We start from the raw sequence: 26,514 nt of genomic DNA, 5'->3' as shown, positions 1-26,514 counted from the left end.
GGGCCAAAAAAGCGTCAACCTTAGTTGACGTTTTTTTGCTCTTCATTATTTTGCTTATCGGCGCGAGCCAGACGACTGGCCAAACTTTTCACCGTGGCCCTAAGCAGCGAAGGTTTGGCTTCAAGCCGCGGTAAGGGACGACAGAGCTCCATGGTTTTATAGCCGATACGTGCGGTGAGCACGCCGGCACTGAGGCCCTGCGCCGCCCGAGTCGACAACACGCTCAACAACTTGCCGCCAAAGGCAGTGGCGGCCAAATCTGCGAGCATTTCGGTGGAACCGACAAACAGCATCTGCTTAAGCAAACTGCGGTATAAGCGCACCCGGCTCATATAACCGAGCGCCAGGCCATAGTTATTAGCCAAGGTATCCACAAGCTTTAAACCGCGCCACAGCACCGCCAGCATATCGACCACGGCTAAAGGGCTGACCGACACCAGCACAGCAGACTCCACCGCATAACGATTGATCAACTTCTTGGCTTGTTGGTCCTGACTGACCAACAAGGTATCGCGATATAAAATCATCACCTCGCGGTCGCTTAAATGATCGCCAATGCGGGCCTTAAAAGTTTCAAATTCTGGGTGGGTTTGAATTTGATTCACACTTTGTAACCAGGGCAAAGCCTGCCCTATTTGCTCGCTCTCGAGCAAACGCTCGGCCTGCTGCTGATGATGTTGGTTGACTTTTAAACGCTTTAAATTCACCAGTTCACGCCATAACAAGCGCCCCATTAATAGTACAGCCAAGGCGATCACGGCGCTGTATAAGGCACCTAACCACCATGCGGTGGCAAAGCTGGCCATAATGCTTAGCCCGGTCTCCACCAGGATTAAACTCAGCAGTAAAAATACGAATAAGCGTTTTAACAAGGAGCCCTTGCGGCCCTTGATTGTCATTTCAATACTTTGTTCAAGCTCAGACTCATCACCAAACACAGCTTCTTCATCGCTGATTGGTGCCTGCTCGGTGCGCGCCACTATCTGTGCACCTTTTAGTTCTTCTGCGACCTGCTTAGGGCCTTGCTCTTGTATGCGGCGTCCGGCGCTCAACTTTACTTCGTCGCTCATCGCAGCTTATCTCCCAATAAAAATTCTAAGGCATGGTCGAGGCGCATATGACGCAACTTGCCGTCATTGCCAGGCAGCGGCGCAAAATCAATATAATCAAAACCTTGCTTTGGCCACTGGCCTTCGCTTAGACGATGCCTCGGCGGTTGCGGTGGTAAATAGGTGAGCCAGTTTCCTTCATTCAAGGGTTTACCGTAAATACAGTGCAGATCACGCCCTTGCTCGCTCACCATCTTGCTTTGGGTGGCACACACCCCGGCCATGGCCATGGTGTCCACTTCAACTCCGGCAAAGGCAAGCTCGTTGGCCTTGGCCTTTACTAAGTCATGAAGCAGCAAGGCTAAATCCTGATGGTAATTAACCCCCACCTGATCCGCCTTATTGGCCACAAACAACAGCTTATCTATATTGGGGCGGAACAAGCGTCGCAACAGGTTGCTTTTACCGTATTCGAAAAACGCCAGTAGCTCGGTAATGGCTTCGGCCTGCTCGGCAAAAATGTCCGGACCGAGTTTTAATGCCTGAAGTAAATCCACCAGCACCACCTGGCGGTCAAAACGGCAGAAATAGTCCTTATAAAACGGCTTAACCACCTGATTTTTATAGGCCTCAAAGCGCGCTTCCAACTGCTTGTACTGGGTGTTTTCGCCCTGTAGATCCGGCGTTGGGCATGGGAAAAAAGCCAACAGCGGCGCCCCTTCCAGTTCACCTGGAATAAGCATGCGCCCGGGCTGCAAATTGGCGGCATGGGCATGGGCCTTTATGGCCGTAAGCGTCTGCTTATATTCATTGCTGAGCGCCTTAAGCTGCCCCTCGTCCACCTGAGCCTGACTATCAAAGTCAGCCAGTTGCGCTAAAAAAGCCTCGCTATGGACGCGACGCACTCTGGAATTGAGCATGGTGAGCTGACGTTCACTCCAGGTGGCGTAATCCATGTTCAACATGGGTAAGTCCATTAACCATTCGCCGGGGTAATCGATTAAATCTATGGTCAGGGTTGCGGTGTCGCCAAGTTGCGCCCGCAGCCCGCGTTCGGGACGATAGCGCATGGCCAAGCGCAATGTATTAATGCGCTTGGTGGATTGTGGCCATTGTGGTGGCTCCTGAGTAATGCTTTCAATCGCATGACGATAGCCAAAGGTTGGAATATTCAGCGCTTTTTGTGGCACCTGGGCGGTCGCTATATGGCGTCCTTCACGCATAACGCGAAAAAACGGCAGGTTTTTATCATTGGCCTGCTCGCTTAAATGATGTACCAAGGCGGTAATAAACGCAGTTTTTCCGCTGCCTGACAGGCCGGTCACCGCCAGTGTGATATGACCATCAAGGGTGCGCTGCAGTGTTTTCTTAGCTTTATCTTTAAGTGTGTCAAGGCGAGAGTAGGACAAATTAGCTCCTTTATCCTTATAACAATAAAAGGATAAGCCGACGGGGTCAGCTTATCCATTGGGCAGGATGGGATTATTAGAGTTTGTTTATTTCTCGGCTCACCGTAAAGGTTGGCGAGGTCACATGGGTTTCCATACGTTGAATACGTGTATCCAAATCCGTCATAAACTCTTTTAAATCTTTCAGTGCCCTGCGCGGCGGCTCACCCTTTTGCCACACCTTGGCTTTTACTTCGCCCACATGTGCCGCTTTCTGGGCTTCACCTTTGGTATCCTCGGCAGGTTTGGTGTCAAGAATAAACCAGGCGGCAATATAGGCGACGACAGGCAGTGAGCCACCGGAAAGCAGTACGGCGGTCACAAAAATAATGCGTACCAGCCACAGCTCGATATTAAAGTAGTCGCTGAGCCCCGCACACACCCCGGCTAATTTACCGCGTTTGGGGTCGCGATAGAGTTCGCGTTTAGTGCTCATACCTTATTCCTCCACTGCGGAGATTCCTGATCGAGCAAGGTTTCCAGCGTATGAATACGCTCGGCCATTTTTTCGGCCTTATGCGCCAGCTCATTCAATTGACGATGCTCGTGTTCGCTCAAACCCTGGCTTACTTGCTTTTTACTGCGGTAGTGCAGAATAAGCCACAGCGGCGCCACGAATATCATAAATATAACTATGGGGGGCATTAATAAATCAAAATCAAACATCTTCCTCTCCTGCCTGTTGCTTCGGCGTATTATAAGTGTGGGCGTAGCCGTGAAACTTGTCGAGCTCGCCCACTAATCATTGTTATTCTGCTTTATCACTTTTACCCATTTTCGCTTTAAGCGCCGACAATTCGTCGTCGATCTTCTCGTCTTTTTCCAACTGTTCAATCTCGTCGGATAGTGACTTTTGACCTAGCTCGTAAGACTCAACCTGGGCTTCTAAACCGTCGATTTTAGTTTCGTAACGCTCAAACTTATCAAGGGCATCCTGCACCTTGTTACCATCAAGGGTTTTCTTCACATCAAGGCGCGATTGCACCGAGCGCTGACGTAAAATAATGGCTTTTTGACGGGCCTTGGCATCGCTTAGCTTTTCCTGCAAGGTGCTGATCTCTTGCTGTAGCTTATTGATGTGCTCTTCAACGTGCTCCATCTCGCGCTCTAAAGCCACTTGGGCTTCCGCCGCCTTGTTCTTTTCGATAAGCGCAGCACGAGCCAGGTCTTCACGGTCTTTCGACAGCGCCAGCTCGGCTTTTTCCTGCCACTGCTCAACCTGTTTGTTCAGTGTTTCTAAACGACGGCTAAGGTCTTTCTTTTCCGCCAGTGTTTTTGCCGAAGTAGAACGCACCTCAACCAAGGTGTCTTCCATTTCCTGAATGATCAGGCGTACCATCTTTTCAGGATCTTCAGCCTTGTCTAAAATGGCATTGATATTCGAATTAACGATATCTGCAAAACGTGAGAAAATTCCCATAATCTTATACCTCAAATGTAGAAGTCTTCGTTGACTACTCTAGGTGGTATCAAGTAGCTTGCCAACTTTAAAATAACTTAATAAAGCCATATTTTTCATTTAGTTATACCACTTTTAACAAACCTCTTTCTAATCGTCAAATAATGAAATACACTAAGCTTTAGCAAATATTACTAAGAGTTAGTGTAAATGAGTCAGTTTAGTAAAAATGACAATCTACTCGGCCAATCAGACAGTTTTTTATCCGTACTCGATCAGGTTTCGCAACTGGCGCCGCTGGATAAGCCCGTACTGGTTATTGGTGAGCGCGGTACAGGTAAAGAGCTGATCGCCGCCCGTTTGCACTACCTCTCGCGCCGTTGGGATCAAAACTATGTCAGCCTGAACTGCGCGGCTTTAAATGAAAACCTGCTTGAAAGCGAGCTTTTCGGCCATGAAAGCGGTGCCTTTACCGGCGCCAGCAAACGTCATGAAGGCCGTTTCGAGCGCGCCAATGGTGGCACCCTGTTCCTCGATGAACTCGCCAATACCCCCGCCGCGGTGCAGGAAAAACTACTGCGCGTTATTGAATATGGTGAGTTTGAACGAGTCGGTGGCCGCGCGCCTATCAAGGTCGACACCCGGTTAATATGTGCCACCAATGAAGACTTGCCCAGCCTGGCCGAGAGCGGGCACTTTCGCCATGACCTGCTCGACCGCCTGGCCTTTGATGTGATCACCTTGCCGCCACTACGTGAGCGCCAGGAAGATATACTGTTATTGGCAGAGCACTTCGCCATCAACATGGCCCGCAACCTAGGCTGGGAGCTTTTCAGCGGCTTTACCACCCGCGCCAAACAAGCTCTGTTGGAATATCACTGGCCCGGCAATGTGCGCGAATTGAAAAATGTTATCGAGCGCAGTCTTTATCGCCACGGCAGTGAAGACCTGGCGGTACACAGCATACATCTCGACCCTTTTGCCAGTCCATTTCGACCGCAAGCCTCGAGTAACCGTAAAGCTGCTATGCCCTTATCAAGCGCTCACGAGCAAACACCAAGTTCTGATGTTCCAGCCGCGGCAACCGCGCCGAGCAGCCCGACCCTGCCTGGCTTTAGCTTCCCGTGCGATCTAAAGCAGCTATCCGCCGAATACGAAACCGAACTGTTGCGCCAAGCGCTTAAATTTAGTCAATTTAATCAAAAGAAAACTGCACAAATGCTCGGATTAACGTATCATCAACTGAGAGGATATTTAAAGAAATACAATTTGCTTGATTCGCAGCAAAAACAAGAGGCTTAGCCCGTGTATAAATGGTTGTTAGGCACTGTGGCGGTGGTTCTCGCCGGGTGCCAAAATGAAGATGCCCGCTATGCGCCCATAGAAGGCATGGTGTACTGCGCCGAAGCCAACCCGGTGTCATTTAACCCCCAGGTGACCACCTCCGGCTCCACCATAGACCTCATTTCCAAACAACTGTACAACCGCTTGCTGCGTATCGACCCGGTCACCGGTGAGTTTATTCCCGAGCTCGCCACCAGTTGGCAAATCAACAAAGATGGCACAGAAATCACCTTTAAACTGCGTGAAGATGTGCAGTTTCACACCACCGCCTATTTTACGCCAACACGCCTGCTTAACGCCGATGATGTGGTTTTCTCCTTCAATCGTTTATTCGATGTTTATAACCCCTATCACTTTGTCGGTGAAGCCAATTACCCATATTTTCAAAGTGTTGGCTTAGATCAATTGATCCGCAATATTCGCAAAGATTCAGAATATCAGGTGACCTTTGAGCTTTTTAACGCCGAGAGCAGCTTTTTAGCCAACCTGGCCACCGACTTTGCCGCCATCACCTCGCGGGAATATGCCATGAAGCTGATGGAAAGCGAGCGTATGGAGCTGTTTGATCAGTATCCGGTGGGCACAGGTCCCTTTGTTTATCGCGAGTTTCAACGGGACCGCTTTATTCGCTATTACAGCCACCCGGATTACTGGGAGCATCAGGTGAACCTCGACCAGCTGGTGTTCGATATCACCCCCAACGGTACCACGCGCATCGTTAAGCTGTTGACCAAGGAATGCGACGTTACTCCGCACCCCAGCGCCACTCAGCTCGATGTATTACGCGAGCGCAGCGACATAGACTTGCAGCAACAGGATAATTTAAACATCGGCTATTGGGCCTTTAACACTGAGCGCGTGCCCTTTAACGACCCCGATGTGCGCCGCGCCCTTGCCCACGCCATTAATGTCGATAAAATCATGCAGGCGGTGTATTACGGCCAGGGTGTTAAAGCCACTTCTATGTTGCCGCCCATCAGCTGGGCCTATCAGGAACAAAACAACCTGCCCGAATACAATCCGGACAAGGCCCGGGAGCTGCTGACCGAAGCCGGTTATGAAAATGGCTTTGATATGAGTATTTGGGCCATGCCGGTAAGTCGAATCTACAACCCTAACGCCCGCAAAATGGCGGAGCTGATGCAAAGCGACCTGCGCGAGGTGGGTATTAAGGTGCGTATCGTCGAATACGAATGGAACACCTTTTTGCAGCGTGTTGATGAGCATCGCCACGACAGCGTGCTATTAGGCTGGGCTGCCGACACCCCGGATCCGGATAACTTCTTTAGCCCCTTACTCAGTTGTGCCGCCACCTTCAGCGGTAAAAACCCGGCCAACTGGTGTAACCCGGAATTCGACTTTTTACTCACCCAGGCCCTGGCCACCACAGATCAAGCCCAGCGCAAGGCATTTTATGTTAAGGCGCAGCAAATGATCGCCGAGCAGCTGCCGTTGCTGCCTCTGGCCCACGGTAAACGCTCACAGGCTAATGATGCGAATATTCAAGGCATTACCCTGAGCCCCTTTGGCGGTATTTCCCTGGCCCACGCGAGTAAAATGCCATGATATTAGAGTTTGCCATTCGCCGCTTTTCCTTGCTGCTATTTATGCTCTTTACCTTGAGCCTGTTCACCTTTTCCCTGGGCTATTTGTTTCCCGGCGAGCCACTGACCAATTTCAGTGGTATAGAAACCGCGGGCTTTTCACAAAGTGCCGAGCTACGCGCCAAGTATCACCTCGATGAGGGCTATATCAGCCAGTACCTGGCCTTTGTCGGGCGTATTTTACAGGGAGACTGGGGCTTGTCTTTTGCCTCGGGGGATTCGGTTTTTAGCCATGTGCTCACCCTGGCACCGGCCACCTTTGAGCTTGCCGTGTATGCGTTATTGGTATCTGTTATCGTTGGCGTGCCCGCCGGTATTCTCGCGGCGCTGTCGCAGGGGCGTTGGCCCGATAAACTGATCAGCGGCATCACCCTAGTGGGTTATTCGGTGCCTATATTTTGGTTGGCGCTTTTGTTGATCATGATGTTTTGCCTGCAACTAGGTCTGTTCCCCATGTCTGGGCGCATCAGCTTGTTGTACGAAATACCCGCCAGCACTCACTTTATACTTCTCGATGTAATGATCGCCGGTTTTCCCTATGGCGGTCAGGCCTTTGCCGATGCTCTGCATCACCTGGCGCTGCCAACCTTGGTGCTGGCCACCTACCCAACCACGGTATTGGTGCGTTTTACCCGCGATTCCATGCTTAATGTGCTGGAGCAAAATTACATTAAAACCGCTCGCGCCAAAGGTCTTAGCCGCCGCCAGTTGATCATGCACCACGCCTTGCGCAATGCCTTACTGCCGGTAATTAAACAAATCGGTTTGCAGTTTAGCGCCTTGATCACCTTGGCGATGATCACCGAAGTAATTTTCTCCTGGCCGGGCATAGGCCGTTGGCTTATCGACAGCATTTATCAGCGTGACTTCCCCGCTATTCAGGGTGGCCTGTTAGCCATTTCGGTGTTTATTATTTTTGCGACTATTTTCACCGAGTTACTCTACACCCTGCTCGACCCGATCTCACGGAATCAAGCGCATGGCAAACTTTAAATTATTTACCGAGCAATCCAATATCTCGCCGCTTTCAAGACTGTGGCGTAGGTTTAGGGCCAATCACGTTTCCCTGGTCGGCCTATGGTTGTTCTTGGCGCTGACTGTGTTAGCCGCCACCGCCCCCTTGTTAGCGCCTTATGGTATCAATGAGCAGCACGCCGATGCGCTGCTGATCCCGCCCTCCTGGCACGAAGACGGCGATGTACGCTTTATTCTCGGCACCGATGACTTGGGTCGCGATGTACTTTCCCGATTGATGAACGGTGCTACCTACACCTTTGGTTTATCCATAGTGGCGGCGCTGATGGCCACCCTGGTCGGCGTGCTGGTGGGCACGGTTGCGGGGATCAGCCGCGGACTGCGAGCCAGTTTTTTAAATCACCTGCTTGATATCACCTTGTCTATCCCCTCGCTGCTGCTGGCTATTATTATTATCGCCATTCTCGGTCCGGGTTTGATGAATACCGTCTGGGCCATTATTTTTGCATTGCTGCCACAGTTTATTCACTCGGTTCGAAATCTGGTGGTGGAAGAGCTGGGCAAGGACTATATCAGTGCCTTTCGTTTGGACGGTGCCAACCGTTGGCAAATTTTGGGGCGCGGTATTTTCCCCAATATTTACGAGCACATAGTGGTTATCTTCACCATGGCCTTGTCGCTGGCTATTTTAGATATTGCCGCCTTAGGTTTTCTAAAACTCGGCGCCCAACCCCCAACCGCGGAATGGGGCGCAATTTTGGCGGAAAACCTCGGCTTAATTTATCTGGCGCCTTGGACCGTAGCCCTACCGGGGATCTTGTTATTCTTGGCCGTGCTGTCCACCAACCTGGTTGGTGATGGCCTGCGCAATGTGCTTAAAGAGCGACGGGCGGACTGATGCAGTTACTTGATATTCGCAACCTCACCATAGAACTAAAGACCTCGAACTCCATTATTCGTGTGGTCGACGGTGTGAACTTCAGCCTTAAAGAAGGTGAAGTGCATGCCCTTATTGGTGAGTCCGGCTCGGGGAAAAGCCTAATCGCCAAAGCCCTGGTAGGTGCCTTAAACCAACGCTGGGAAGTGCGTGCAGACCGTATGCATTGGCGCGGCGTGGATCTAATGCGGCTGTCCGATGAAAAGCGTCGTAAGCTGGTAAGCCAAGACCTGGCAATGATCTATCAGGAGCCGAGTCGCTGCCTCGACCCGACGGCAAAAATCAGCGATCAGCTCGAAGAAAGTATTCCCGAAGCGGATTACAGCGGTAATATTTTCCAACGTCGCCGCGCAAAGAAAAAACGGGTGCGCGCCCTTTTACATAAGGTGGGGATCAAGGAGCACTCCAAGGTGCTCTCAAGCTACCCCCATGAGCTCTCCGAAGGCATATGTCAAAAGGTGATGATCGCCATGGCCATCGCCCGCTCACCGCGCTTACTTATTGCCGATGAGCCGACCACGGCACTCGATAGCACCACGCGGGCTCAGGTATTCAGACTGTTAAAAAGCTTAAACCAGCTGAAAAACATGTCCATCTTGATGATCTCCCATGAACTAGAAGAGCTCACCGATTGGACTCATGGTATAAACGTACTTTATTGCGGCCAGATGGTGGAAGCTGGGCCGACCGAGCAAGTATTTGCCCATCCGCGCCATCCCTATACCAAGGCGCTGTTACAAAGCCTGCCCGACTACGATATTGCACTGGGCCATAAACAGCCGCTGTATGCCCTAAAAGGCACCATACCTACCTTGCAGCACCTTCCCATAGGTTGTCGTCTGGGTCCTCGTTGTCCCAACGCACAAAAAGCCTGTGTGGTAACGCCCAAGCTGGAAAAAGAGCATGGCCACAGTTATGCCTGCCATTTTCCACTGCATAAGCAGGAGCAAGACTGATGCAACCACTCCTAAAAGTGCAAGCACTGAATAAGCTGATCAATGTCCGTGCCGGTTTGCTTAACCGTAAAAAGGTGGCCCTGCTCAAGGATATCTCTTTTTGCATTGGTCTGGGCGAAACCCTGGCAGTAATAGGTGAAACCGGAGCCGGTAAAAGTACCCTGGCCAAGGTATTGGCCGGCGCCGATGAATTCAGTAGCGGGCAAATTATTCTCGAAAGTGAGTTAATTAAGGATGGTCCCAAACATTTAGGCGATAGCAGTGCCATCCGCCTGATATTTCAAGACCCGACCACCTCGCTAAATCCGGCACTGACCATAGAGGAAACCCTGGACGATTGTCTGCGCTTTAACACGGATTTAAGCGCTGCCGAGCGTCTGGAAAAAATTAAACAAACCTTGTCTAAGGTTGGCCTGCTGGTCGAGCACCGTCATTATTATCCGCATATGTTTTCCGGTGGTCAGCTACAACGGGTGGCACTGGCAAGAGCACTGATCCTGGACCCTAAGGTCTTGGTACTTGATGAAGCTCTCTCTTCCTTAGACCCTTCGGTACGAGCGCAAACGGTGAATCTGTTGCTGGAGCTGCAGCGCGAGACGGGTTTAAGTTATGTGCTGATCACCCACCACCTGAGTCTGGTAAAGCATATGAGCGACCAGGTGATGGTGCTGGATCATGGCGAAATCGTCGAGTACGGTAACACCCAGGAGATATTCGCCAATCCGCAATCGAAAACCTGTCAACGCCTGCTAACCTGCTAGCGCCAGTAAAAAAGCCTTTAGGGCGTTGTCTGTTGTTTTGGCACCACAGCCCCCTTCTCAACCAACATATCAAGCATGGCATGATCCTTAACAAGGTAGACTGGAGTTCGGCCAAGCTTATCTTTTTGAGCTAAAAACTCGGGGGAGCGCTCACTCAACCACTTCGCCAATGCATAGTTGTTGTAATACACGGCAAAATGCAAATCGTTAGCCTTGCTTTCAGCCAAATCACTCGGCAGCGTCAGGCCTAATTTTTTAAAGTACATATAACACTCTGGGCTAGCCCCCATACCGATAACGCCGGCTAAATTATATTCTTCATGTCCCGCAATCACGCTCTGCGCCATTTCGCAGCCCTGCTGCTGCGGACCACGGATCAGGTTGGCCTTAAGTTCGGGTATCATAGCGGCAAGTTTCAATACCGCCCTTTGCTCAGGCTCTGACAAGGCGGCAATATTTTTTTCATGCCGTTGCACCCGCTCAATAAACACCTTTGCCAGATTATAGTAGTCCGCTTTATTTCCTTCTTTCGGGTATTCTACGAAGAAATGCGCCAAATCCATCAGCGTATACTTACCCTCTTGTTCAAACATCCAGGCCATTTCCGCCGATTTAACGTAGGACAGCGCCTGAGTCATGTCTATGGTTCTCATCGTGCGCGTGCTCACTCGACTGGTCACACTGAACTTATCCTGTGGATATGACAGCTTTGCACCCGCCTTAACCAGCAGACGCGCTGACTCGACCTGATCGTTATAAACGGCACGAAATAAGGGGGAGAATAAAATTTCATCCTTGGGGGTATAACGCAAGGTCCTTGAAGCGAGATAATCCATATCTGCATCGTATTTTAACAGCACCCGTACGACATCCACCGGATCTTGATATACCGAGTCGCCCTTGACGTCATCCCAGCTGCTTTGCGCCCATGCCAATGCCGCATGCAATGGGGTATAGGATTTATACTTGTCGTTATAGACATAAGACGGGTCACCACCTTCACGTAACCAGCGCTCAACTTCAAAGCTATCACCCTTTTGTGCATGGTAAAACACATTATGAGTTGCCGGTGGCATACCTGTTTCCGTCGCTAGCACTGTGTTTCCAAGTTGCAGGCTAGTGATCGCCAAGAGTATAAATCTATACATGAAATTCTCGTTATTCTTATTAGTTGGTTAGATAAAGTCTTGACGTTCGTTTTCCTAAACTTGGCCAAGGCTGTGAATTCTATTTATAGAATATTATTTTATTTAGCATATCAGTTTTGTATGAAATATAAACAGAATACAGCAATAAAAAAGGCCGCTAATGCGGCCTTTCTTTTATACTTTGCGATTATTACTCGCCTTGCGGTGCCATTGGCTTACGCAGTACTTCCGCTTGCGCTTCCAGCGCTTCTACGAAGGTCTGGTAGTTTTTGTTAGCCAACTGCATGGTCAGGCTTTGCTTGATCTGCTCGTTCACCTCGGTTTCGCTCGGCGTGTTTACCGACTTAAGCGCTACCAAGGCTACGTTGCCGTTATTAAGCTCAACCAAATCAACCACAGGAGCCGTATCTGGGTGCGCCAGTTTGAACACCTGCTGAGTCAATGCTGGCGGTACGCTAAAGGTACGGCGCGTTAGCTTATCTTCACTTTGTAGCTCCACACCCGCTTGCTCTGCTAAGGTAGCGATTGCTGTGCCCGCTTGTAGCTCAGCGAATAGAGTCTCGGCCTGCTCTTTGGCAAGCGCTGAGGCTTTTTCTGCTACTAGGATATTTTTAATTTGCTCACTTACCTGGGCCAATTCTTTGGTAGCCGCCGGCTTGTGCTCAACAACACGCACTACCACAACATGCTCACTGCCCAGCTCTAACACTTCAGAATTAACACGGTCTTCAAGCAGCTCTGGCGAGAAGATAACTGAAGCAACATTAGGCTGATTTAGCGGTGCAGGCAGTTGCGCACGCGCTAGCAAGTCTGTGGTTTGCACAGTAGCGCCAATGGCAGTTGCCGCATCTTCCAGGCTATCCGATACTTCAAACGCCAGCTCTGCAAGCTCGGTTTGCTTCTCGTAATAAATGTCGGCTTTTTCTACTTTCTCAAGCTCGCTGCGGATCTCAGGCTCAACATCGGCTAAGGCCTTGCTTTCACCCGGCTGTAAGTCGGTTAGTTTAATGATGTGATAACCAAACTCAGATTGAACTACCTCTGAAAGCTGACCCACCTCGGTTAGGGCAAATGCAGCGTTTTCGAAGTCAGGGTCAAGCATGTCGCGCTCAATCCAATCAAGATCACCACCTAGCTCGGCACTCACTATGTCATCTGACTGAGTTTCAGCAAGCTCGGCAAAGTCGGCACCCTGTTGTAATTGTGCAAGCAGCTCTTCGGCTTTTTGCTCGGCCGCAGCGTCGTCTTCGCTGTTCTCAACTAGGATATGAGCAACACGGCGCTTTTCTGGCTCGCTGTACATAGCCATATTCTGCTGATAATACTCAGCAATTTGCTCGGCGCTGATAGGCGCTGCTAATTCAAGATTGTCGGCGTTAAGCTCAACGTAAGCCACTTTAACCTGCTCAGGAGCTAAGAACTGCGCCTGGTTCAAGTCATAGTAGTTTTGAATTTCTTCATCGCTTACGGACACCGTTTCTTTGTACTTGGCATTATCAAGCACTAAGTAATCGATGGCACGTTCTTGCTGCTGCAGACCAACCGCCTGGCTTAGTTCGTTACTAAGCGTGAAGTCGGTACCAGCCAAGGCGCTTACCAGTTGTGAGCGGGTCATTTCTTTACGAAGAAACTCGCGGAAGTCATCGGCCTGGTAACCCATTTGACGCATTACCTGAAGGTAACGGTCGTTGCTGAACTTGCCGCCAAACTGGAAGGCAGGCATGTCTATAATTGCTTTACGTACTTCTGCGTCGCTGATGCGTAAACCCATTTCTGCCGCTAATTGCGATTGTAGTTCTTGTTGGATTAAGCGATCGATAACAGACTGGCGAAGTTGTGCCATAAAGCTTGGGTCATTGGCTAGTTGCGCAAAGTATTCACCGAATTGCTGCTCTTGACGAGCGCGTTCGTTGTCGAATGCTCTGGCAAAGTCGCGCTGCGTGATTTTTACCCCGTTCACCTCAGCGACGGATTGCTCGGTAGTCTGACCTAAGTAGCCCCCGATCCCTGCCAAAGCAAAAGATAAAATCACTAGCCCTAGAATGATTTTGGCCGCCAAGCCTTGCGAGCCTTCTCTGATTTTTTCTAGCATTTATCTTTATCTCTATTTATTTAGTACCCCCTCCACTGTGCTTGGTTTTTGCCTCGCAATAAAGTGAAGGATATAAAAAAAGCGTATCTTAGCAGATACGCTTTTTCACTTGAAGCTAACAATCGTTTTCCGTTTGCTAGCAATTCAAGCTTCGCAAATTAATTAACTGCGTCTTTAAGCGCTTTGCCTGCTTTGAACGAAGGAATGGTTGCAGCAGCAATTTGAATTTCTTCGCCAGTTTGTGGGTTACGGCCGGTGCGAGCAGCACGCTCACGTACAGAAAAAGTACCGAAACCAACTAGAGCAACTGAATCGCCATCTTTAAGTGCATTTGATACTGACTCAATGAATGAATCCAACGCACGACCGGCAGCCGCTTTAGAGATATCAGCATCAGCTGCGATTTGATCGATTAATTGAGACTTATTCACAATATCATCCCCTTACATTGTTATTATCCAGAGCGACTCAGCTTGTGAAAAATGTTCAGCTGGAGAGCATCTCTGTGCTATTTAATTTAGAAAAGAACGCATCCTTTCCAAACGCCTTAATCGTCTTGAAACCTAGGCCACATAAGGCCTAGGCTCAAATCCAGTGCCTAACTTATCACACCTTAGTGATTTGAAAAGCCCTTTGAGAGATTTTTTTACTATTTTCACTCACTTTTTGCGCAATCAGCGCTAAAACGCGCAATTGGCTGGGCTAAAGCTATCTCCAACACCTGGTCAATCCACTGCACAGGGTGAATAGACAGGCCTTCACGCACATTTTCGGGGATCTCTTTTAAGTCGCGCTCATTCTTTTGCGGAATGAGCACCGTCTTAATACCACCTCGGTGTGCCGCCAAGAGTTTCTCTTTTAGGCCACCGATAGGCAGGACTTCACCACGCAGGGTAATTTCCCCTGTCATGGCAACATCCGAGCGCACCGGGTTACCGGTCAGACTGGAAACCAAGGCGGTGACCATGGCGATACCTGCACTTGGGCCGTCTTTTGGCGTTGCCCCTTCCGGCACGTGCACATGAATATCACGCTTTTCATGGAAATCCGCGTTAATGCGCAGCTTCTCAGCGCGGTCGCGCACTACCGTCATGGCCGCTTGAATCGACTCTTTCATCACATCGCCCAAAGAGCCGGTATAGCTTAGCTTGCCCTTGCCCGGTACCGCCGATGATTCTATGGTCAGCAAATCACCGCCCACTTCGGTCCAAGCCAAACCTGTTACCTGACCAATGCGGTCATCACCTTCGGCCTTACCATAGTCGTGGCGCTGCACCCCAAGGTATTCCTCAAGGTTGCTCTCGTCTATGGTGATATGCTTCAGGCTCTTATCAAGCAGGATGTTTTTCACCGCTTTACGGCACAGCTTAGAGATTTCACGCTCAAGGCCACGCACACCCGCTTCACGCGTGTAATAACGAACAATACCGATAATGGCGCTGTCGTCTATGGTCAGCTCGTTTTCCTTTAAGCCGTTACGCTTGATCTGTTTAGGAATAAGGTGCTGCTTGGCGATATTGAGCTTCTCGTCTTCGGTGTAACCGGACAGGCGGATCACTTCCATACGGTCCAACAAGGGGCCAGGAATATTAAAGCTGTTCGAGGTCGCCACGAACATCACATCCGACAGGTCGTAATCCACTTCAAGGTAATGATCGGCGAAGGTGCTGTTTTGCTCCGGATCTAATACCTCAAGCAATGCCGACGACGGGTCGCCACGCATATCCGATGACATCTTATCGATTTCATCAAGCAAGAACAGCGGGTTGCGTACGCCCACCTTGGTCATATTCTGGATAAGCTTACCCGGCATAGAACCTATGTAGGTACGACGGTGACCACGGATCTCCGCTTCATCACGGACCCCACCTAAGGCCATACGCACATATTTACGACCGGTGGCACGCGCAATACTCTGCCCCAGTGAGGTTTTACCCACCCCCGGAGGACCAACCAAACACAAAATAGGCCCTTTAAGCTTATTGGTACGCTGCTGCACCGCTAGGTATTCAATGATGCGGTCTTTGACCTTTTCTAAACCGTAGTGGTCGGCATCAAGGATTTTCTGCGCCCCGGCCAGATCTTTTTTCACCTTGGATTTTTTCTTCCACGGTACATTGGTGATGGTTTCTATGTAGGAGCGCACAACCGTGGCTTCTGCCGACATAGGCGACATCATTTTCAGCTTTTTGAGCTCGGCCATGGCTTTTTCTTCGGCCTCGGCCGGCATGCCCGACTCGGCAATTTTCTTTTGCAGCCCTTCGAACTCGTCCGGCACATCGTCAAGCTCGCCAAGTTCTTTTTGGATGGCCTTCATCTGCTCGTTGAGATAATACTCACGCTGCGATTTTTCCATCTGCTTTTTCACTCGGGCGCGGATCTTCTTCTCGACCTGCAGCAGATCGATTTCGCCTTCCATCATGGCCATCAGGTATTCCAAGCGCTCGGTGACATCACTGATCTCCAGCACCTTTTGCTTTTCCGGCACCTTAATCGGCATATGCGCGGCCATAGTATCGGCCAAGCGCGCCGGCTCTTCGATACCAGATACCGAGGTCAATACCTCAGGCGGGATCTTTTTATTCAGTTTTACATAGCCTTCAAACTGGCTTATCGCACTGCGAATAAAGATTTCATGCTCACGCTCATCAATATCGCTGGAGGGAATATATTCAACCTCGGCAACAAAAAAATCGTCTTCTTGGGTGTATTTTTCGATACGCGCACGCTGCGTGCCTTCAACCAGTACCTTAACCGTGCCGTCAGGCAGCTTTAATAGCTGTAATACGCTGGCAACCGTACCTACGGTATAAATTTCATCACTGGTTGGATCGTCCACCGAGGCGTCTTTTTGCGCCACCAGGAAAATTTGTTTGTCATTCTCCATCGCTGCTTCAAGGCAACGAATGGATTTTTCACGACCGACGAATAGCGGGATCACCATGTGGGGATACACCACCACGTCCCTTAAAGCCAGTACAGGAATCTCTACGCGATCCGTTCTTTCAAGCGTCATGCTAACTCTCTTCGGACTTCTTAAAATTTAATGATTACCCAAGTATATGGGGATTGGCTGGGCAAAGTTCAACAAATTTATAAAAAAAGGAGCCTGAGGCTCCTTTTTATTTAGAATTGCTTATTTTTTACACCACTTCATTGAAATGAAAGGGTATTATTCAGAAGCAGCCTTATCCTGATTATTGTTCTCGTAGATAAGTATGGGGTCTGATTCACCCTTGATCACGGTTTCGTCGATCACCACCTTGCTGACATCTTCCATCGACGGCAATTCGTACATGGTATCAAGCAATACGCCTTCTACGATTGAACGCAGACCACGGGCACCGGTTTTACGCTCCATCGCTTTGTGAGCAATGGCTTTAAGTGCGTCTTCACGGAACTCGAGCTCAACATTTTCCATCGCAAAAAGCGATGCAAACTGTTTAGTCAGTGCGTTTTTCGGCTCATTCAAGATTTGGATAAGTGCATCTTCATCGAGCTCGGTTAATGTCGCAACCACAGGCAGACGACCGATAAACTCAGGAATCAGACCATATTTAACCAGATCTTCCGGCTCGACATCTTTAAATGATTCGCTCAGGCTGCGCTCGGCGCTGCTCGATTTCACATCGGCGCCAAAACCAATTCCAGTATTCTTAGCGCTGCGTTGCTCGATAACCTTATCAAGACCGGCAAAAGCACCACCACAGATAAATAGGATCTTAGAAGTATCAACCTGCAAGAATTCCTGCTGCGGATGCTTACGGCCACCTTGTGGTGGTACCGAGGCTACCGTGCCTTCAATCAGTTTCAATAAGGCCTGCTGTACACCCTCACCAGATACATCACGGGTGATAGACGGGTTATCAGACTTACGAGAAATCTTATCGATTTCATCGATATAAACGATACCACGCTGTGCTTTTTCAACGTCGTAATCGCATTTTTGCAATAGTTTCTGGATGATGTTTTCAACATCCTCACCCACATAACCGGCTTCGGTTAAGGTGGTGGCATCGGCCATGGTGAAAGGCACATCCAATAGGCGCGCCATGGTCTCGGCTAGCAGGGTTTTACCACTACCGGTAGGACCGATAAGCAGGATATTACTCTTGCCTAGTTCAACACCGTCACTGTTACCAGCGTTGCGCAGACGCTTATAGTGGTTATACACAGCAACCGACAGTACTTTCTTGGCGTGTTCTTGGCCAATTACATAATCATCGAGGTGAGAGCGGATCTCTTTAGGAACCGGCAACTTGTCGGATGCGCTCGCCTTAGGTGCGATATCCTTAATTTCTTCCCTGATGATGTCGTTACACAGGTCAACACACTCATCACAAATATAAACGGATGGGCCTGCGATCAACTTACGTACTTCGTGCTGAGATTTACCACAAAACGAGCAGTACAGCAGTTTACTTGTCTTTTCGCCGTCTGTTGGTTTATCGGACATTCAGCTACCTCATTCTTTACGCTACGAGCTTTATTACATTGTAGCAAATGGACTTCTTAAACAAATATACCAAACTTTGCGGCGCATTGCGCCGCCAATTGGTTATAAGCGCGGCAATTAGATTACTTGGCGCGTCGGTCGAAAACAGAGTCAACCAAACCGTATGCAACCGCTGCATCGGCATTCATAAAGTTATCACGGTCGGTATCATTGGCGATTACATCCAAAGGCTGACCCGTGTGCTCTGCCATCAATCTATTTAGCTTATCTTTGATAGACAGGATTTCTTTAGCGTGAATTTCAAAATCAGACGCCTGACCTTGGAAGCCACCCAGCGGTTGGTGGATCATCACGCGTGAGTTAGGCAGACAATGACGTTTACCCTTGGCACCACCTGAAAGTAAAAATGCGCCCATGCTGGCTGCTTGACCTACACACAAGGTGCTAACGTCAGGCTTGATAAAATTCATGGTGTCGTAGATAGACATGCCCGCAGTAACTGAGCCACCTGGAGAGTTGATATACAGGTGAATGTCTTTTTCTGGGTTTTCTGATTCTAAGAATAGCAACTGGGCCACAATCAGATTGGCCATATGGTCTTCAACCGGACCCGTTAAAAAGATGATTCGCTCTTTAAGAAGGCGCGAGTAGATGTCATAAGAGCGTTCACCCTTAGCGGTTTGCTCTACCACCATGGGAACTAATGCGTTAATCGGATCTGTCATACCATTGTTCATTATTACTTGATTCCTTAATGAGCGACACAAACTAAAATGGCTCGGTGCTTTGCGAGCAAAGCATACGAGCCATTTAAACGTTGCTTGTAACTTAAGTCAACGACTTATTGAGCCGCCTGCGGGTTCATGATGTCGTCGAACGCAGTTTCTACGTCAGTTACTTTAGCTTTCTCAACGATTGCGTCAATCGCTTGCTCTTCCATGGCAACGTTGCGCATTTGCTGCATTAGTTGCTCATTAGCTTTGTAGTACTCAACTACTTCACTTGGATCTTCGTAAGCAGAAGCCATAGTGTTGATTAGCTCTTCAACTTTAGCGTCGTCAGGCTTGATTTCGCCAGACTTGATCACTTCACCTAGAAGTAGACCAGTTTTAACGCGCTTGATAGCTCGCTCTTGGAAAAGCTCAGCTGGAAGCTCAGGCATGTTTTGTGCGTTGCCGCCAAAACGCTGTGCAGCTTGCTGACGAAGTGCGTCGATTTCTTGTGCGATAAGCGCTTTAGGCACTTCGATTTCGTTTTGTGCTAGAAGACCTTCGATAGCCTGCTCTTTTACCTTAGCTTTAACAGCTTGGCTAAGCTCACGGCTCATGTTCTTCTTCACTTCTTCTTTAAGAGCGTCAACGCCACCTTCGGTGATACCGAATAGTGCTGCGAACTCTTCGTTAAGTTCAGGAAGCTCTTGTACTTCTACTTTCTTCACAGTGATAGTGAACTGCGCGTCTTTACCTTTTAGGTTTTCAGCGTGGTACTCTTCTGGGAAAGTTACATCGGCAACAACTTCTTCACCGGCTTTCTTACCAACGATGTTGTCTTCGAAACCAGGGATCATACGACCTTGGCCAAGCTCAAGTGGGAAGTTCTCAGCTTTACCGCCTTCGAACTCTTCACCGTCGATAGTACCAACGAAGTCGATAGTAACGCGTGCATTGTCGCCAGCAGCTTCTTCAGACTCAGTCCATGAAGCGTGTTGCTTACGTAGCGTCTCTAGCATGTTAGCTAGGTCTTCGTCTTTAACTTCAACAACTGGTTGCTCAACTTCGATGTTCTCTAGGCCTTTAAGCTCAACTTCTGGGTAAACTTCAAAAGTAGCTTCAAACTCTAGGTCTTTACCTTCTTCTAACGCTTTAGGAGCGAAAGTAGGTGCACCGGCTGGGTTGATTTTTTCAGCGATGATGGCATCGATGTAGTTGCGCTGCATTAGGTCGCCAGCTACTTCTTGAAGTACAGCGGCGCCAAAGCGTTTTTGGATGATAGAAACTGGTACTTTACCCGGACGGAAACCGTCGATACGCTGAGTTTTAGACAGTTGTTGTAAGCGTTTTTTAACTTCGGTCTCAACGTTCGCTGAAGGAACAGTGATAGTCAGACGGCGCTCAAGGCCTTGAGTCGTCTCAACAGAAACTTGCATGATTTACCTCAATCTTCAAATATGGCGGCTTTGCGCCTTAGTTACATACACGGCGATCGTTTATCATGGCCAATCACGCAAAATGGCAATTTTGCCGCGGTGATGACGGGGGCGATCCCTATGCCTGCACTGCCCTACGGGCACTTATGTTTAACAATAGACGCGGCATTATAACCTAATATTTATAAGAGTCGAGAGCGCAGGCCAAGAAATTAGCGGAACTGCGGCTTTTGCGCCCAGCTTAGCGCATTTTACATACTGATCACGTCGTAACGACAGCAGATAGGTATAAGCTGATGGTTTCTATGCAGGAGAAAAACTAAAAAGAAAGAATAATTATTTTAATGAGGGATAATAAGGTCGCTGACTAGGTTTATGTCTGCGACTGCTGGGTGTTTAGACCCAGTTAATTTGCTTTCTAATAAGAGAGTGCTCGGTGATGCAGGATTAAAACCCTGCGACTAATGGGCGACAAAACCCAAACCAAGTGCATTTTTTTCTTATTAAGAAAGTGGTCGGCGATGCAGGATTTGAACCTGCGACCCCTTGGACCCAAACCAAGTGCGCTACCAAGCTGCGCTAATCGCCGATACTCAAATTGTGTTTTCTAAATATTTTTTCGCTTTCACCTTAAGAAAAGGTGGTCGGCGTTGCAGGATTTGAACCTGCGACCCCTTGGACCCAAACCAAGTGCGCTACCAAGCTGCGCTAAACGCCGATATGCGTATATTTAGAAAAATGGGGCGACTGACGAGACTTGAACTCGCGACAACCGGAATCACAATCCAGGGCTCTACCAACTGAGCTACAGCCGCCACAATAATGGCGCACCCGGAAGGATTCGAACCTTCGACCGACGGCTTAGAAGGCCGTTGCTCTATCCGACTGAGCTACGGGCGCGGTGCAACGAATACTTCTTCGTGTGCTATCAAGTATTACTTTCATTTTGAAAGTGGTCGGCGATGCAGGATTTGAACCTGCGACCCCTTGGACCCAAACCAAGTGCGCTACCAAGCTGCGCTAATCGCCGATACTTGCCGCTGCCTAAGGAATCAAACTTGACCCCTCGTTGACAACGGGGTGCATAATAGTGATTTGACCTGACGAGGTCAAACATTTTTTTCGCCCCAACAGTGCGTTTGCTTATTTTTAACCCGCTTTGTTTAAGTTTTGACGATTTTGTTCGATATTTTATCAATTTAGCCCACAAAACAGTGCTTTCCTTATGGTCACAGCTTGGCTATGCAGCGCTTTTCTGCGAAAATATTGGCCTAGTCCGGTGCGGTAACCCCTTTTTATACCGCAAGGGACAAATAAAAGTATTTCGTTCTAATTATGTGTGACTATTTTAGCGCCCCCTAAAGAGCACACTCACCCAATTGAAGGTTACTCATGACGGCAAACATCATTGATGGTAAGGCAATTGCAAAGCAAGTTCGCGCCCAAGTGGCAGCGCGTGTTGCCGAACGTAAAGAGCAAGGTCTGCGCGCACCAGGCCTGGCGGTTGTACTGGTAGGTCAAGATCCGGCAAGCCAGGTTTATGTAGGCTCTAAGCGTAAGGCATGTGAAGAAGTAGGCTTTGTTTCTAAGTCTTACGATCTGCCAGGCGATACCAGCGAACAACAACTTCTTGATTTAGTTGATCAGCTAAATACCGATCCTGAGGTTGATGGCATCCTAGTCCAATTGCCGCTTCCAGAGGGCCTGAACGCCGAGAAAGTACTAGAGCGTATTACTCCACATAAAGATGTAGATGGCTTCCACCCTTATAATATCGGTCGCCTTGCCCAGCGTATGCCGGCACTACGTCCTTGTACACCAAAAGGTATTATTACCCTGCTGGACTCAACCGGCGTTCGTTACAAGGGTATGCACGCAGTAGTTGTAGGCGCGTCAAACATTGTTGGTCGTCCTATGTCACTTGAGTTGCTACTGGCGGGCTGTACTACAACCGTATGTCATAAGTTCACCCAAGACTTAGAAGCCCATGTTCGCCGCGCCGATGTAGTAGTGGTGGCTGTAGGTAAGCCGGAGTTTATTCCTGGCGAGTGGATCAAAGAAGGTGCCTTGGTGATCGATGTGGGTATTAACCGCTTAGACGACGGCACCCTGGTTGGCGATGTAGCCTATGATGTTGCCAGCCAACGCGCCAGCTATATTACTCCGGTTCCAGGCGGTGTGGGCCCGATGACGGTTGCAAGCTTGATTGAAAACACCTTGGAAGCCTGTGAAAACTACCACAGCTAAGTAATAGTGTTAATCACGCCAAAGGCCAGCTTTAAATGCTGGCCTTTTTGTTTTCCCATCTCGAACGCAGTAATTGCACCCCTTGCGGCGTTACCGAAAATACTATCATCGCCATCATCAAGGCATATTGCCAACCTTGATACGTCTCTGCCAATAACAGCACTGCGGTAATAATTCCGGCGATGGGATTGGCTATTGTGCCAAAGGTAAACTCCACCACAGACATACGTCCCAACAGCCATACATATAAGCTATAAGCCACTGCGGTGTTGGGCAGCACCAGCCACAAAATTGTCAGCCATTGTTGGCGCTCGATGGGATTTTGCAGCACCTGATAAGCCTCGGGCTCAATATAAAATGCCTGGATAAGCGCAGCAATTGCAAGCAAAGCGCCGCCGAGGATCAGCTGCCAGGTCAGTACCGTCCACCAATGAATATGCATGGAGAACTTTTGCACCAGGGCACTGCCAACCACCATGCACAACAAGGAGGCAAATAACGCCAGCATGCCAATCAAGGTTAAGCTCACTTCGTTGGGATCGAACAAGAGCCAGGCTAAAAAGACCAGAGCCAGTGCGCAAATGGATTGCACTAAGGCGGGCCTCTGCCCTTTCACCAGCCAAGCATAAAGCAGCGCCACCACAGGTACGGAAACCATGCCAACCCCGGCAATGGCCGCTGGCAAATTAACCGCCATCATAAAGATACAGGCAAAAAACAGGGCGATATTCACCGTAGCCAATAGCAGCAAGGGGCGCCATTGCCCAACTCTGGGCAAAGAGGGTTTAAGAAGCCACAGCGCAATCCCAGCCGGTAAGGCCCGCAAGGCACCAAGTAAAATGGGTGGCCAGTCGGGCATGGTGTACTTGGTGATCGCATAGGTGGTTCCCCATAAGAAGGCGGGGATCATGGCAAGAAAAATATTCATTCGGATTCCTGATTGATAATAACGGCAGCCAGGCTAAAACCTCAAGCTAGCTTGAGGTCAAGACAGAAACGACAAACAAAAACGCCGCGAACAAATGCGCGGCGTTTTTAACAAGGCGTTATACCTTTGCGTTTACGCTTTACGCCAGGTGGTTTTACCGGCGCTATCTTCCAGCACCACACCCAAGGCCGTAAGCGCATCACGGGCTTCATCTGCCGCCGCCCAGTCTTTGTTCTCACGGGCCAGACGACGCTGTTCAATCAGCGCTTCGATGTGCGCCGCCTCATCGTCGTCCTGCTCCCCCTGAAGGAAAGCCGCTGGGTCTTGCTGAGCAATACCTAATACTTCCGCCAGCTTAACCAGCAGGTAAGCATGTTGACCCGCCGCTGGAGCATCTTCACCCTTAAGGCGGTTCACTTCTTTTGCCAGCTCGAATAACACAGGCAAGGCTTCCGGCGTATTGAAGTCATCATTCATGGCCGCTTCAAAACGCGCCGCATACTTGTTGCCTTTAAGCTCAATCTCAACCGGCTCAACATCACGTAAGGCGGTGTAGATGCGCTCTAAAGATGCGCGGGCTTGCTCCAGGTTTTCCTGCGAGTAGTTCAACTGGCTGCGATAATGGCCATTGATCAGGAAGTAGCGCACGGTTTCACGATCGTAGGCTTTTAATACCTCACGCACGGTAAAGAAGTTGCCTAATGACTTAGACATCTTTTCTTTATTTACCTGCACCATGCCGGTGTGGATCCAGGTTTTCACATAGCGGCCATTGTTAGCACAGCACGACTGGGCAATTTCGTTCTCATGGTGTGGGAACTGCAGATCCGAACCACCACCGTGAATATCAAAGTATTCGCCTAGGTGCTTAGAGCTCATGGCCGAACATTCGATATGCCAGCCCGGGCGACCTTCACCCCAAGGTGACGACCAGCTTGGCTCACCAGCCTTGGCTTTTTTCCATAGCACGAAGTCCAAAGGATCGTCTTTGCCTGCGGCAACTTCAACACGCGCACCGGCCTGAAGCATCTCTAAGTCTTGCTGTGATAGCTTGCCGTAATCATTAAAGCTGGAAACATCGAATAGCACGTCGCCGCTTTGCGCTACATAGGCGTGCTCTTTGGCAATAAGACGCTCGATCATGGCGATAATGTCATCCATATGACCCGTTACCGTAGGCTCGATATCCGGCGCCAAAATATTTAGGGCAGCAAAGTCTTCATGCATGGAAGCCGTCATACGCTTGGTTAAAGCGTCGATAGGCTCTTTGTTTTCATTGGCGCGAGCAATGATCTTATCGTCGACATCGGTAATGTTGCGCACATAGGTGACATCATAGCCAAGGTAGCGAAGGTAACGGTTCATCACGTCGAACGACACATAAGTACGGGCGTGGCCAACGTGGCAATAATCGTAAATGGTGATCCCACACACATACATGTCCACTTTATTGGCATTCAAGGGCTCAAAGTGTTCTTTTTGACGTGAAAGTGTGTTGTATATCTGCAACATTACAAGGGGATCCTATCGGTTATATTAATGGCGCTATCTTACCACCGCACTGGGCAAGCCGCCACCGAACAAAAGACCAAAAGCAACAAATTAAAGGACTTAATGGCCCTATCCTCCCTTAGTCAATTGAGTGTTTCACTGCTGTGAGATAAAATAATCTTTTCACCTCAATACATAGAGAATCATCATGGTTGTATTAGAAACCAATATGGGCACCATCAAGCTGGCGCTATTTGAAGCAGAAGCACCTAAAACAGTTGCCAACTTTTTAAACTACGCCAAATCAGGCTTTTACGATGGCACTATTTTCCACCGTGTTATCGATGGCTTTATGATCCAAGGTGGTGGTTTTACACCAGGTATGGACCAAAAGTCTGTGCAAGACCCAATTGATAACGAAGCCAACAACGGCCTAAGCAACAAAGTGGGCACGGTAGCCATGGCGCGTACGCCGGATCCACATTCGGCCACAGCTCAGTTCTTTATTAATGTGAACAACAACGACTTCCTGAACTTCAGCAGCGAAACGTCGCAAGGCTGGGGTTACTGTGTATTTGCCGAAGTTGTTGAAGGCATGGACGTAGTAGAGAAGATCAAAGGCGTAGCCACTGGCTCTGCTGGCTTCCACCAGGATGTGCCACTTGAAGATGTGGTGATCACTAAGGTTACTGTAGAGTAATACTTTAATAAGCGCGGCTCTGTCGCGCTTTTTGCTATTAAGGGCCCTATGAAACGTACGCTGTTTATTTCCGACCTGCATTTGAGCGCCGCTCAGCCAGATATCACCGCCGCCTTCTTTGAGTTTTTAGATACCCATATAGATGCAGATGTGGATGCGCTTTATATTCTCGGTGATTTTTTTGAGGTCTGGGTTGGTGATGATGCCAATGAAGCACTGAGCGATGATATTGCCACAAGATTAAAAGCGATAAGTGATAGTGGCGTGAAGGTCTACTTTATTCATGGCAACCGTGACTTTCTGATCGGCAAGAAATACGCAGCCCAGGCGGGCATGACTTTACTGCCCGAGCAAAGCGTAATCAACCTCTACGGCACACAAGTGGTGCTGCTCCATGGCGATGAAATGTGCACGCAGGATATCGAATATCAAAAGTTTCGCCGCAAGTCTCGCGGTTGGTGGTGGCCGAGATTAATGCTGGCCATGCCACTTTGGTATCGCCGCCGCGTTGCTCGCAATGCGCGCATTAAGAGTAAAATGAGCCAGAAAAACAAACACGCCGAGATTTTAGATGTAGAGCCTGGTGCGGTACTAGACACCTTTACCGCACATCAGGTGGAACTGATGATCCACGGTCATACCCACCGCCCCGCTATTCATGATCATGGCGGTAAAACCCGGGTGGTACTGGGTGATTGGTATCAGCACAGCTCCTACATAGTGGCCGATGCTAGCGGCCTGACCCTGTGCCATGGCCATGAGCGCGAGCGCCTTTACTTTAAATAGCTCACACCGGAAAAAAGATAAGCCCAGGCACAATTAGCGCGTGGGCT

23 protein-coding genes and 5 tRNA genes are annotated in these 26,514 nt (G+C 49.3%); 9 read left to right on the top strand and 19 right to left on the bottom strand.

The annotated features are described in order from the left end of the window. Positions 1 to 20: 20 nt before the first annotated feature. The 5 genes from C2M34_RS13065 to pspA all read right to left on the bottom strand — a co-directional run bounded on the left by C2M34_RS13065 (position 21) and on the right by pspA (position 3,917). Positions 21 to 1,070, bottom strand: coding sequence for a TIGR01620 family protein (locus C2M34_RS13065; RefSeq protein WP_105212956.1), 1,050 nt, complete (start codon positions 1,068 to 1,070; stop codon positions 21 to 23). Then, complete coding sequence (locus C2M34_RS13060; protein ID WP_105259029.1) at positions 1,067 to 2,458, bottom strand: YcjX family protein; 1,392 nt, start codon at positions 2,456 to 2,458, stop codon at positions 1,067 to 1,069. The genes C2M34_RS13065 and C2M34_RS13060 overlap by 4 nt, the downstream gene beginning before the upstream one ends. Before the next feature lie 76 nt (positions 2,459 to 2,534). Next, the gene (gene pspC, locus C2M34_RS13055; RefSeq protein ID WP_105212958.1) at positions 2,535 to 2,933 is read right to left on the bottom strand and encodes an envelope stress response membrane protein PspC; all 399 of its coding nucleotides are present in this window, start codon (positions 2,931 to 2,933) and stop codon (positions 2,535 to 2,537) included. Further along, the gene (gene pspB, locus C2M34_RS13050) at positions 2,930 to 3,163 is read right to left on the bottom strand and encodes an envelope stress response membrane protein PspB (protein ID WP_105259028.1); all 234 of its coding nucleotides are present in this window, start codon (positions 3,161 to 3,163) and stop codon (positions 2,930 to 2,932) included. The genes pspC and pspB overlap by 4 nt, the downstream gene beginning before the upstream one ends. Positions 3,164 to 3,245: 82 nt before the next feature. Further along, positions 3,246 to 3,917 carry a phage shock protein PspA gene (gene pspA, locus C2M34_RS13045; protein WP_105199139.1) on the bottom strand — a complete coding sequence of 224 codons (672 nt, stop codon included), beginning with the start codon at positions 3,915 to 3,917 and terminating at the stop codon, positions 3,246 to 3,248. A gap of 189 nt (positions 3,918 to 4,106) precedes the next feature. Between pspA and pspF the strand changes: the two genes are divergently transcribed. From pspF to C2M34_RS13015, 6 genes are read left to right on the top strand one after another with little or no spacing between them, the layout of a single operon-like run. Further along, complete coding sequence (pspF, locus tag C2M34_RS13040) at positions 4,107 to 5,198, top strand: phage shock protein operon transcriptional activator (protein WP_105259027.1); 1,092 nt, start codon at positions 4,107 to 4,109, stop codon at positions 5,196 to 5,198. Between the two features lie 3 nt (positions 5,199 to 5,201). Beyond that, positions 5,202 to 6,806: an ABC transporter substrate-binding protein gene (locus C2M34_RS13035; protein ID WP_105212960.1), complete on the top strand. Its 1,605-nt coding sequence runs from the start codon at positions 5,202 to 5,204 to the stop codon at positions 6,804 to 6,806. Next, positions 6,803 to 7,837: an ABC transporter permease gene (locus C2M34_RS13030; RefSeq protein WP_105199136.1), complete on the top strand. Its 1,035-nt coding sequence runs from the start codon at positions 6,803 to 6,805 to the stop codon at positions 7,835 to 7,837. The genes C2M34_RS13035 and C2M34_RS13030 overlap by 4 nt, the downstream gene beginning before the upstream one ends. Next, positions 7,824 to 8,717 carry an ABC transporter permease subunit gene (locus tag C2M34_RS13025; RefSeq protein ID WP_105259026.1) on the top strand — a complete coding sequence of 298 codons (894 nt, stop codon included), beginning with the start codon at positions 7,824 to 7,826 and terminating at the stop codon, positions 8,715 to 8,717. The genes C2M34_RS13030 and C2M34_RS13025 overlap by 14 nt, the downstream gene beginning before the upstream one ends. Beyond that, positions 8,717 to 9,712 carry an oligopeptide/dipeptide ABC transporter ATP-binding protein gene (locus C2M34_RS13020; protein WP_105259025.1) on the top strand — a complete coding sequence of 332 codons (996 nt, stop codon included), beginning with the start codon at positions 8,717 to 8,719 and terminating at the stop codon, positions 9,710 to 9,712. The genes C2M34_RS13025 and C2M34_RS13020 overlap by 1 nt, the downstream gene beginning before the upstream one ends. After that, a complete protein-coding gene (locus C2M34_RS13015) occupies positions 9,712 to 10,473 on the top strand; it encodes an ATP-binding cassette domain-containing protein (RefSeq protein ID WP_105199133.1) in 762 nt (253 codons plus the stop codon). Before C2M34_RS13020 ends, C2M34_RS13015 begins: the two co-directional genes overlap by 1 nt. 17 nt (positions 10,474 to 10,490) lie before the next feature. On the opposite strand, the gene C2M34_RS13010 is transcribed toward C2M34_RS13015, so the two are convergent. The 12 genes from C2M34_RS13010 to C2M34_RS12955 form a co-directional block, all read right to left on the bottom strand. Further along, positions 10,491 to 11,621 carry a hypothetical protein gene (locus C2M34_RS13010; RefSeq protein ID WP_158681449.1) on the bottom strand — a complete coding sequence of 377 codons (1,131 nt, stop codon included), beginning with the start codon at positions 11,619 to 11,621 and terminating at the stop codon, positions 10,491 to 10,493. 190 nt (positions 11,622 to 11,811) lie between these two features. After that, positions 11,812 to 13,713: a SurA N-terminal domain-containing protein gene (locus tag C2M34_RS13005; RefSeq protein WP_105259023.1), complete on the bottom strand. Its 1,902-nt coding sequence runs from the start codon at positions 13,711 to 13,713 to the stop codon at positions 11,812 to 11,814. 158 nt (positions 13,714 to 13,871) lie between these two features. After that, positions 13,872 to 14,144, bottom strand: a complete 273-nt coding sequence (gene hupB, locus C2M34_RS13000) for a nucleoid-associated protein HU-beta (RefSeq protein ID WP_105199131.1) — start codon at positions 14,142 to 14,144, stop codon at positions 13,872 to 13,874. 224 nt (positions 14,145 to 14,368) lie between these two features. Then, positions 14,369 to 16,729: an endopeptidase La gene (lon, locus tag C2M34_RS12995; protein ID WP_105259022.1), complete on the bottom strand. Its 2,361-nt coding sequence runs from the start codon at positions 16,727 to 16,729 to the stop codon at positions 14,369 to 14,371. A 156-nt stretch (positions 16,730 to 16,885) separates the two neighbouring features. Continuing rightward, complete coding sequence (clpX, locus tag C2M34_RS12990) at positions 16,886 to 18,169, bottom strand: ATP-dependent protease ATP-binding subunit ClpX (protein ID WP_105199129.1); 1,284 nt, start codon at positions 18,167 to 18,169, stop codon at positions 16,886 to 16,888. Between the two features lie 122 nt (positions 18,170 to 18,291). Beyond that, on the bottom strand, positions 18,292 to 18,906 hold the full coding sequence (gene clpP, locus C2M34_RS12985) for an ATP-dependent Clp endopeptidase proteolytic subunit ClpP (RefSeq protein WP_105199128.1): 615 nt from the start codon (positions 18,904 to 18,906) through the stop codon (positions 18,292 to 18,294). A 104-nt stretch (positions 18,907 to 19,010) separates the two neighbouring features. Then, positions 19,011 to 20,315: a trigger factor gene (gene tig, locus C2M34_RS12980; protein ID WP_105259021.1), complete on the bottom strand. Its 1,305-nt coding sequence runs from the start codon at positions 20,313 to 20,315 to the stop codon at positions 19,011 to 19,013. Between the two features lie 512 nt (positions 20,316 to 20,827). Continuing rightward, positions 20,828 to 20,904: transfer RNA gene (locus C2M34_RS12975), tRNA-Pro, on the bottom strand. A 52-nt stretch (positions 20,905 to 20,956) separates the two neighbouring features. Beyond that, a tRNA-Pro gene (locus C2M34_RS12970) sits at positions 20,957 to 21,033 on the bottom strand. A gap of 21 nt (positions 21,034 to 21,054) precedes the next feature. Beyond that, a tRNA-His gene (locus tag C2M34_RS12965) sits at positions 21,055 to 21,130 on the bottom strand. 8 nt (positions 21,131 to 21,138) lie between these two features. Next, positions 21,139 to 21,215 (bottom strand) — tRNA-Arg (locus C2M34_RS12960). A 53-nt stretch (positions 21,216 to 21,268) separates the two neighbouring features. Continuing rightward, positions 21,269 to 21,345 (bottom strand) — tRNA-Pro (locus tag C2M34_RS12955). Positions 21,346 to 21,707: 362 nt separating this feature from the next. On the opposite strand from C2M34_RS12955, the gene folD reads away from it, so the two are divergent. Next, complete coding sequence (gene folD / locus C2M34_RS12950) at positions 21,708 to 22,562, top strand: bifunctional methylenetetrahydrofolate dehydrogenase/methenyltetrahydrofolate cyclohydrolase FolD (RefSeq protein WP_105199126.1); 855 nt, start codon at positions 21,708 to 21,710, stop codon at positions 22,560 to 22,562. Between the two features lie 31 nt (positions 22,563 to 22,593). Here folD and C2M34_RS12945 read toward each other — a convergent pair whose 3' ends face one another. After that, on the bottom strand, positions 22,594 to 23,490 hold the full coding sequence (locus C2M34_RS12945; RefSeq protein WP_105259020.1) for a DMT family transporter: 897 nt from the start codon (positions 23,488 to 23,490) through the stop codon (positions 22,594 to 22,596). 132 nt (positions 23,491 to 23,622) lie between these two features. Further along, the gene (cysS, locus tag C2M34_RS12940) at positions 23,623 to 25,002 is read right to left on the bottom strand and encodes a cysteine--tRNA ligase (protein ID WP_105199124.1); all 1,380 of its coding nucleotides are present in this window, start codon (positions 25,000 to 25,002) and stop codon (positions 23,623 to 23,625) included. 187 nt (positions 25,003 to 25,189) lie between these two features. Between cysS and C2M34_RS12935 the strand changes: the two genes are divergently transcribed. Then, the gene (locus C2M34_RS12935; protein ID WP_105199123.1) at positions 25,190 to 25,681 is read left to right on the top strand and encodes a peptidylprolyl isomerase; all 492 of its coding nucleotides are present in this window, start codon (positions 25,190 to 25,192) and stop codon (positions 25,679 to 25,681) included. 48 nt (positions 25,682 to 25,729) lie between these two features. Then, positions 25,730 to 26,467 (top strand): UDP-2,3-diacylglucosamine diphosphatase, encoded by a 738-nt coding sequence (locus C2M34_RS12930; RefSeq protein WP_105259019.1) that lies wholly within the window; start codon positions 25,730 to 25,732, stop codon positions 26,465 to 26,467. The last annotated feature ends 47 nt before the right edge of the window (positions 26,468 to 26,514 follow it).

Origin of the sequence: Pseudoalteromonas sp. T1lg88 (assembly GCF_002964765.1) — a bacterium.
Lineage (GTDB): Bacteria > Pseudomonadota > Gammaproteobacteria > Enterobacterales > Alteromonadaceae > Pseudoalteromonas.
Note: the sequence above shows the minus strand (reverse complement) of the source record. Positions and strands in the feature narration are given on the sequence as shown.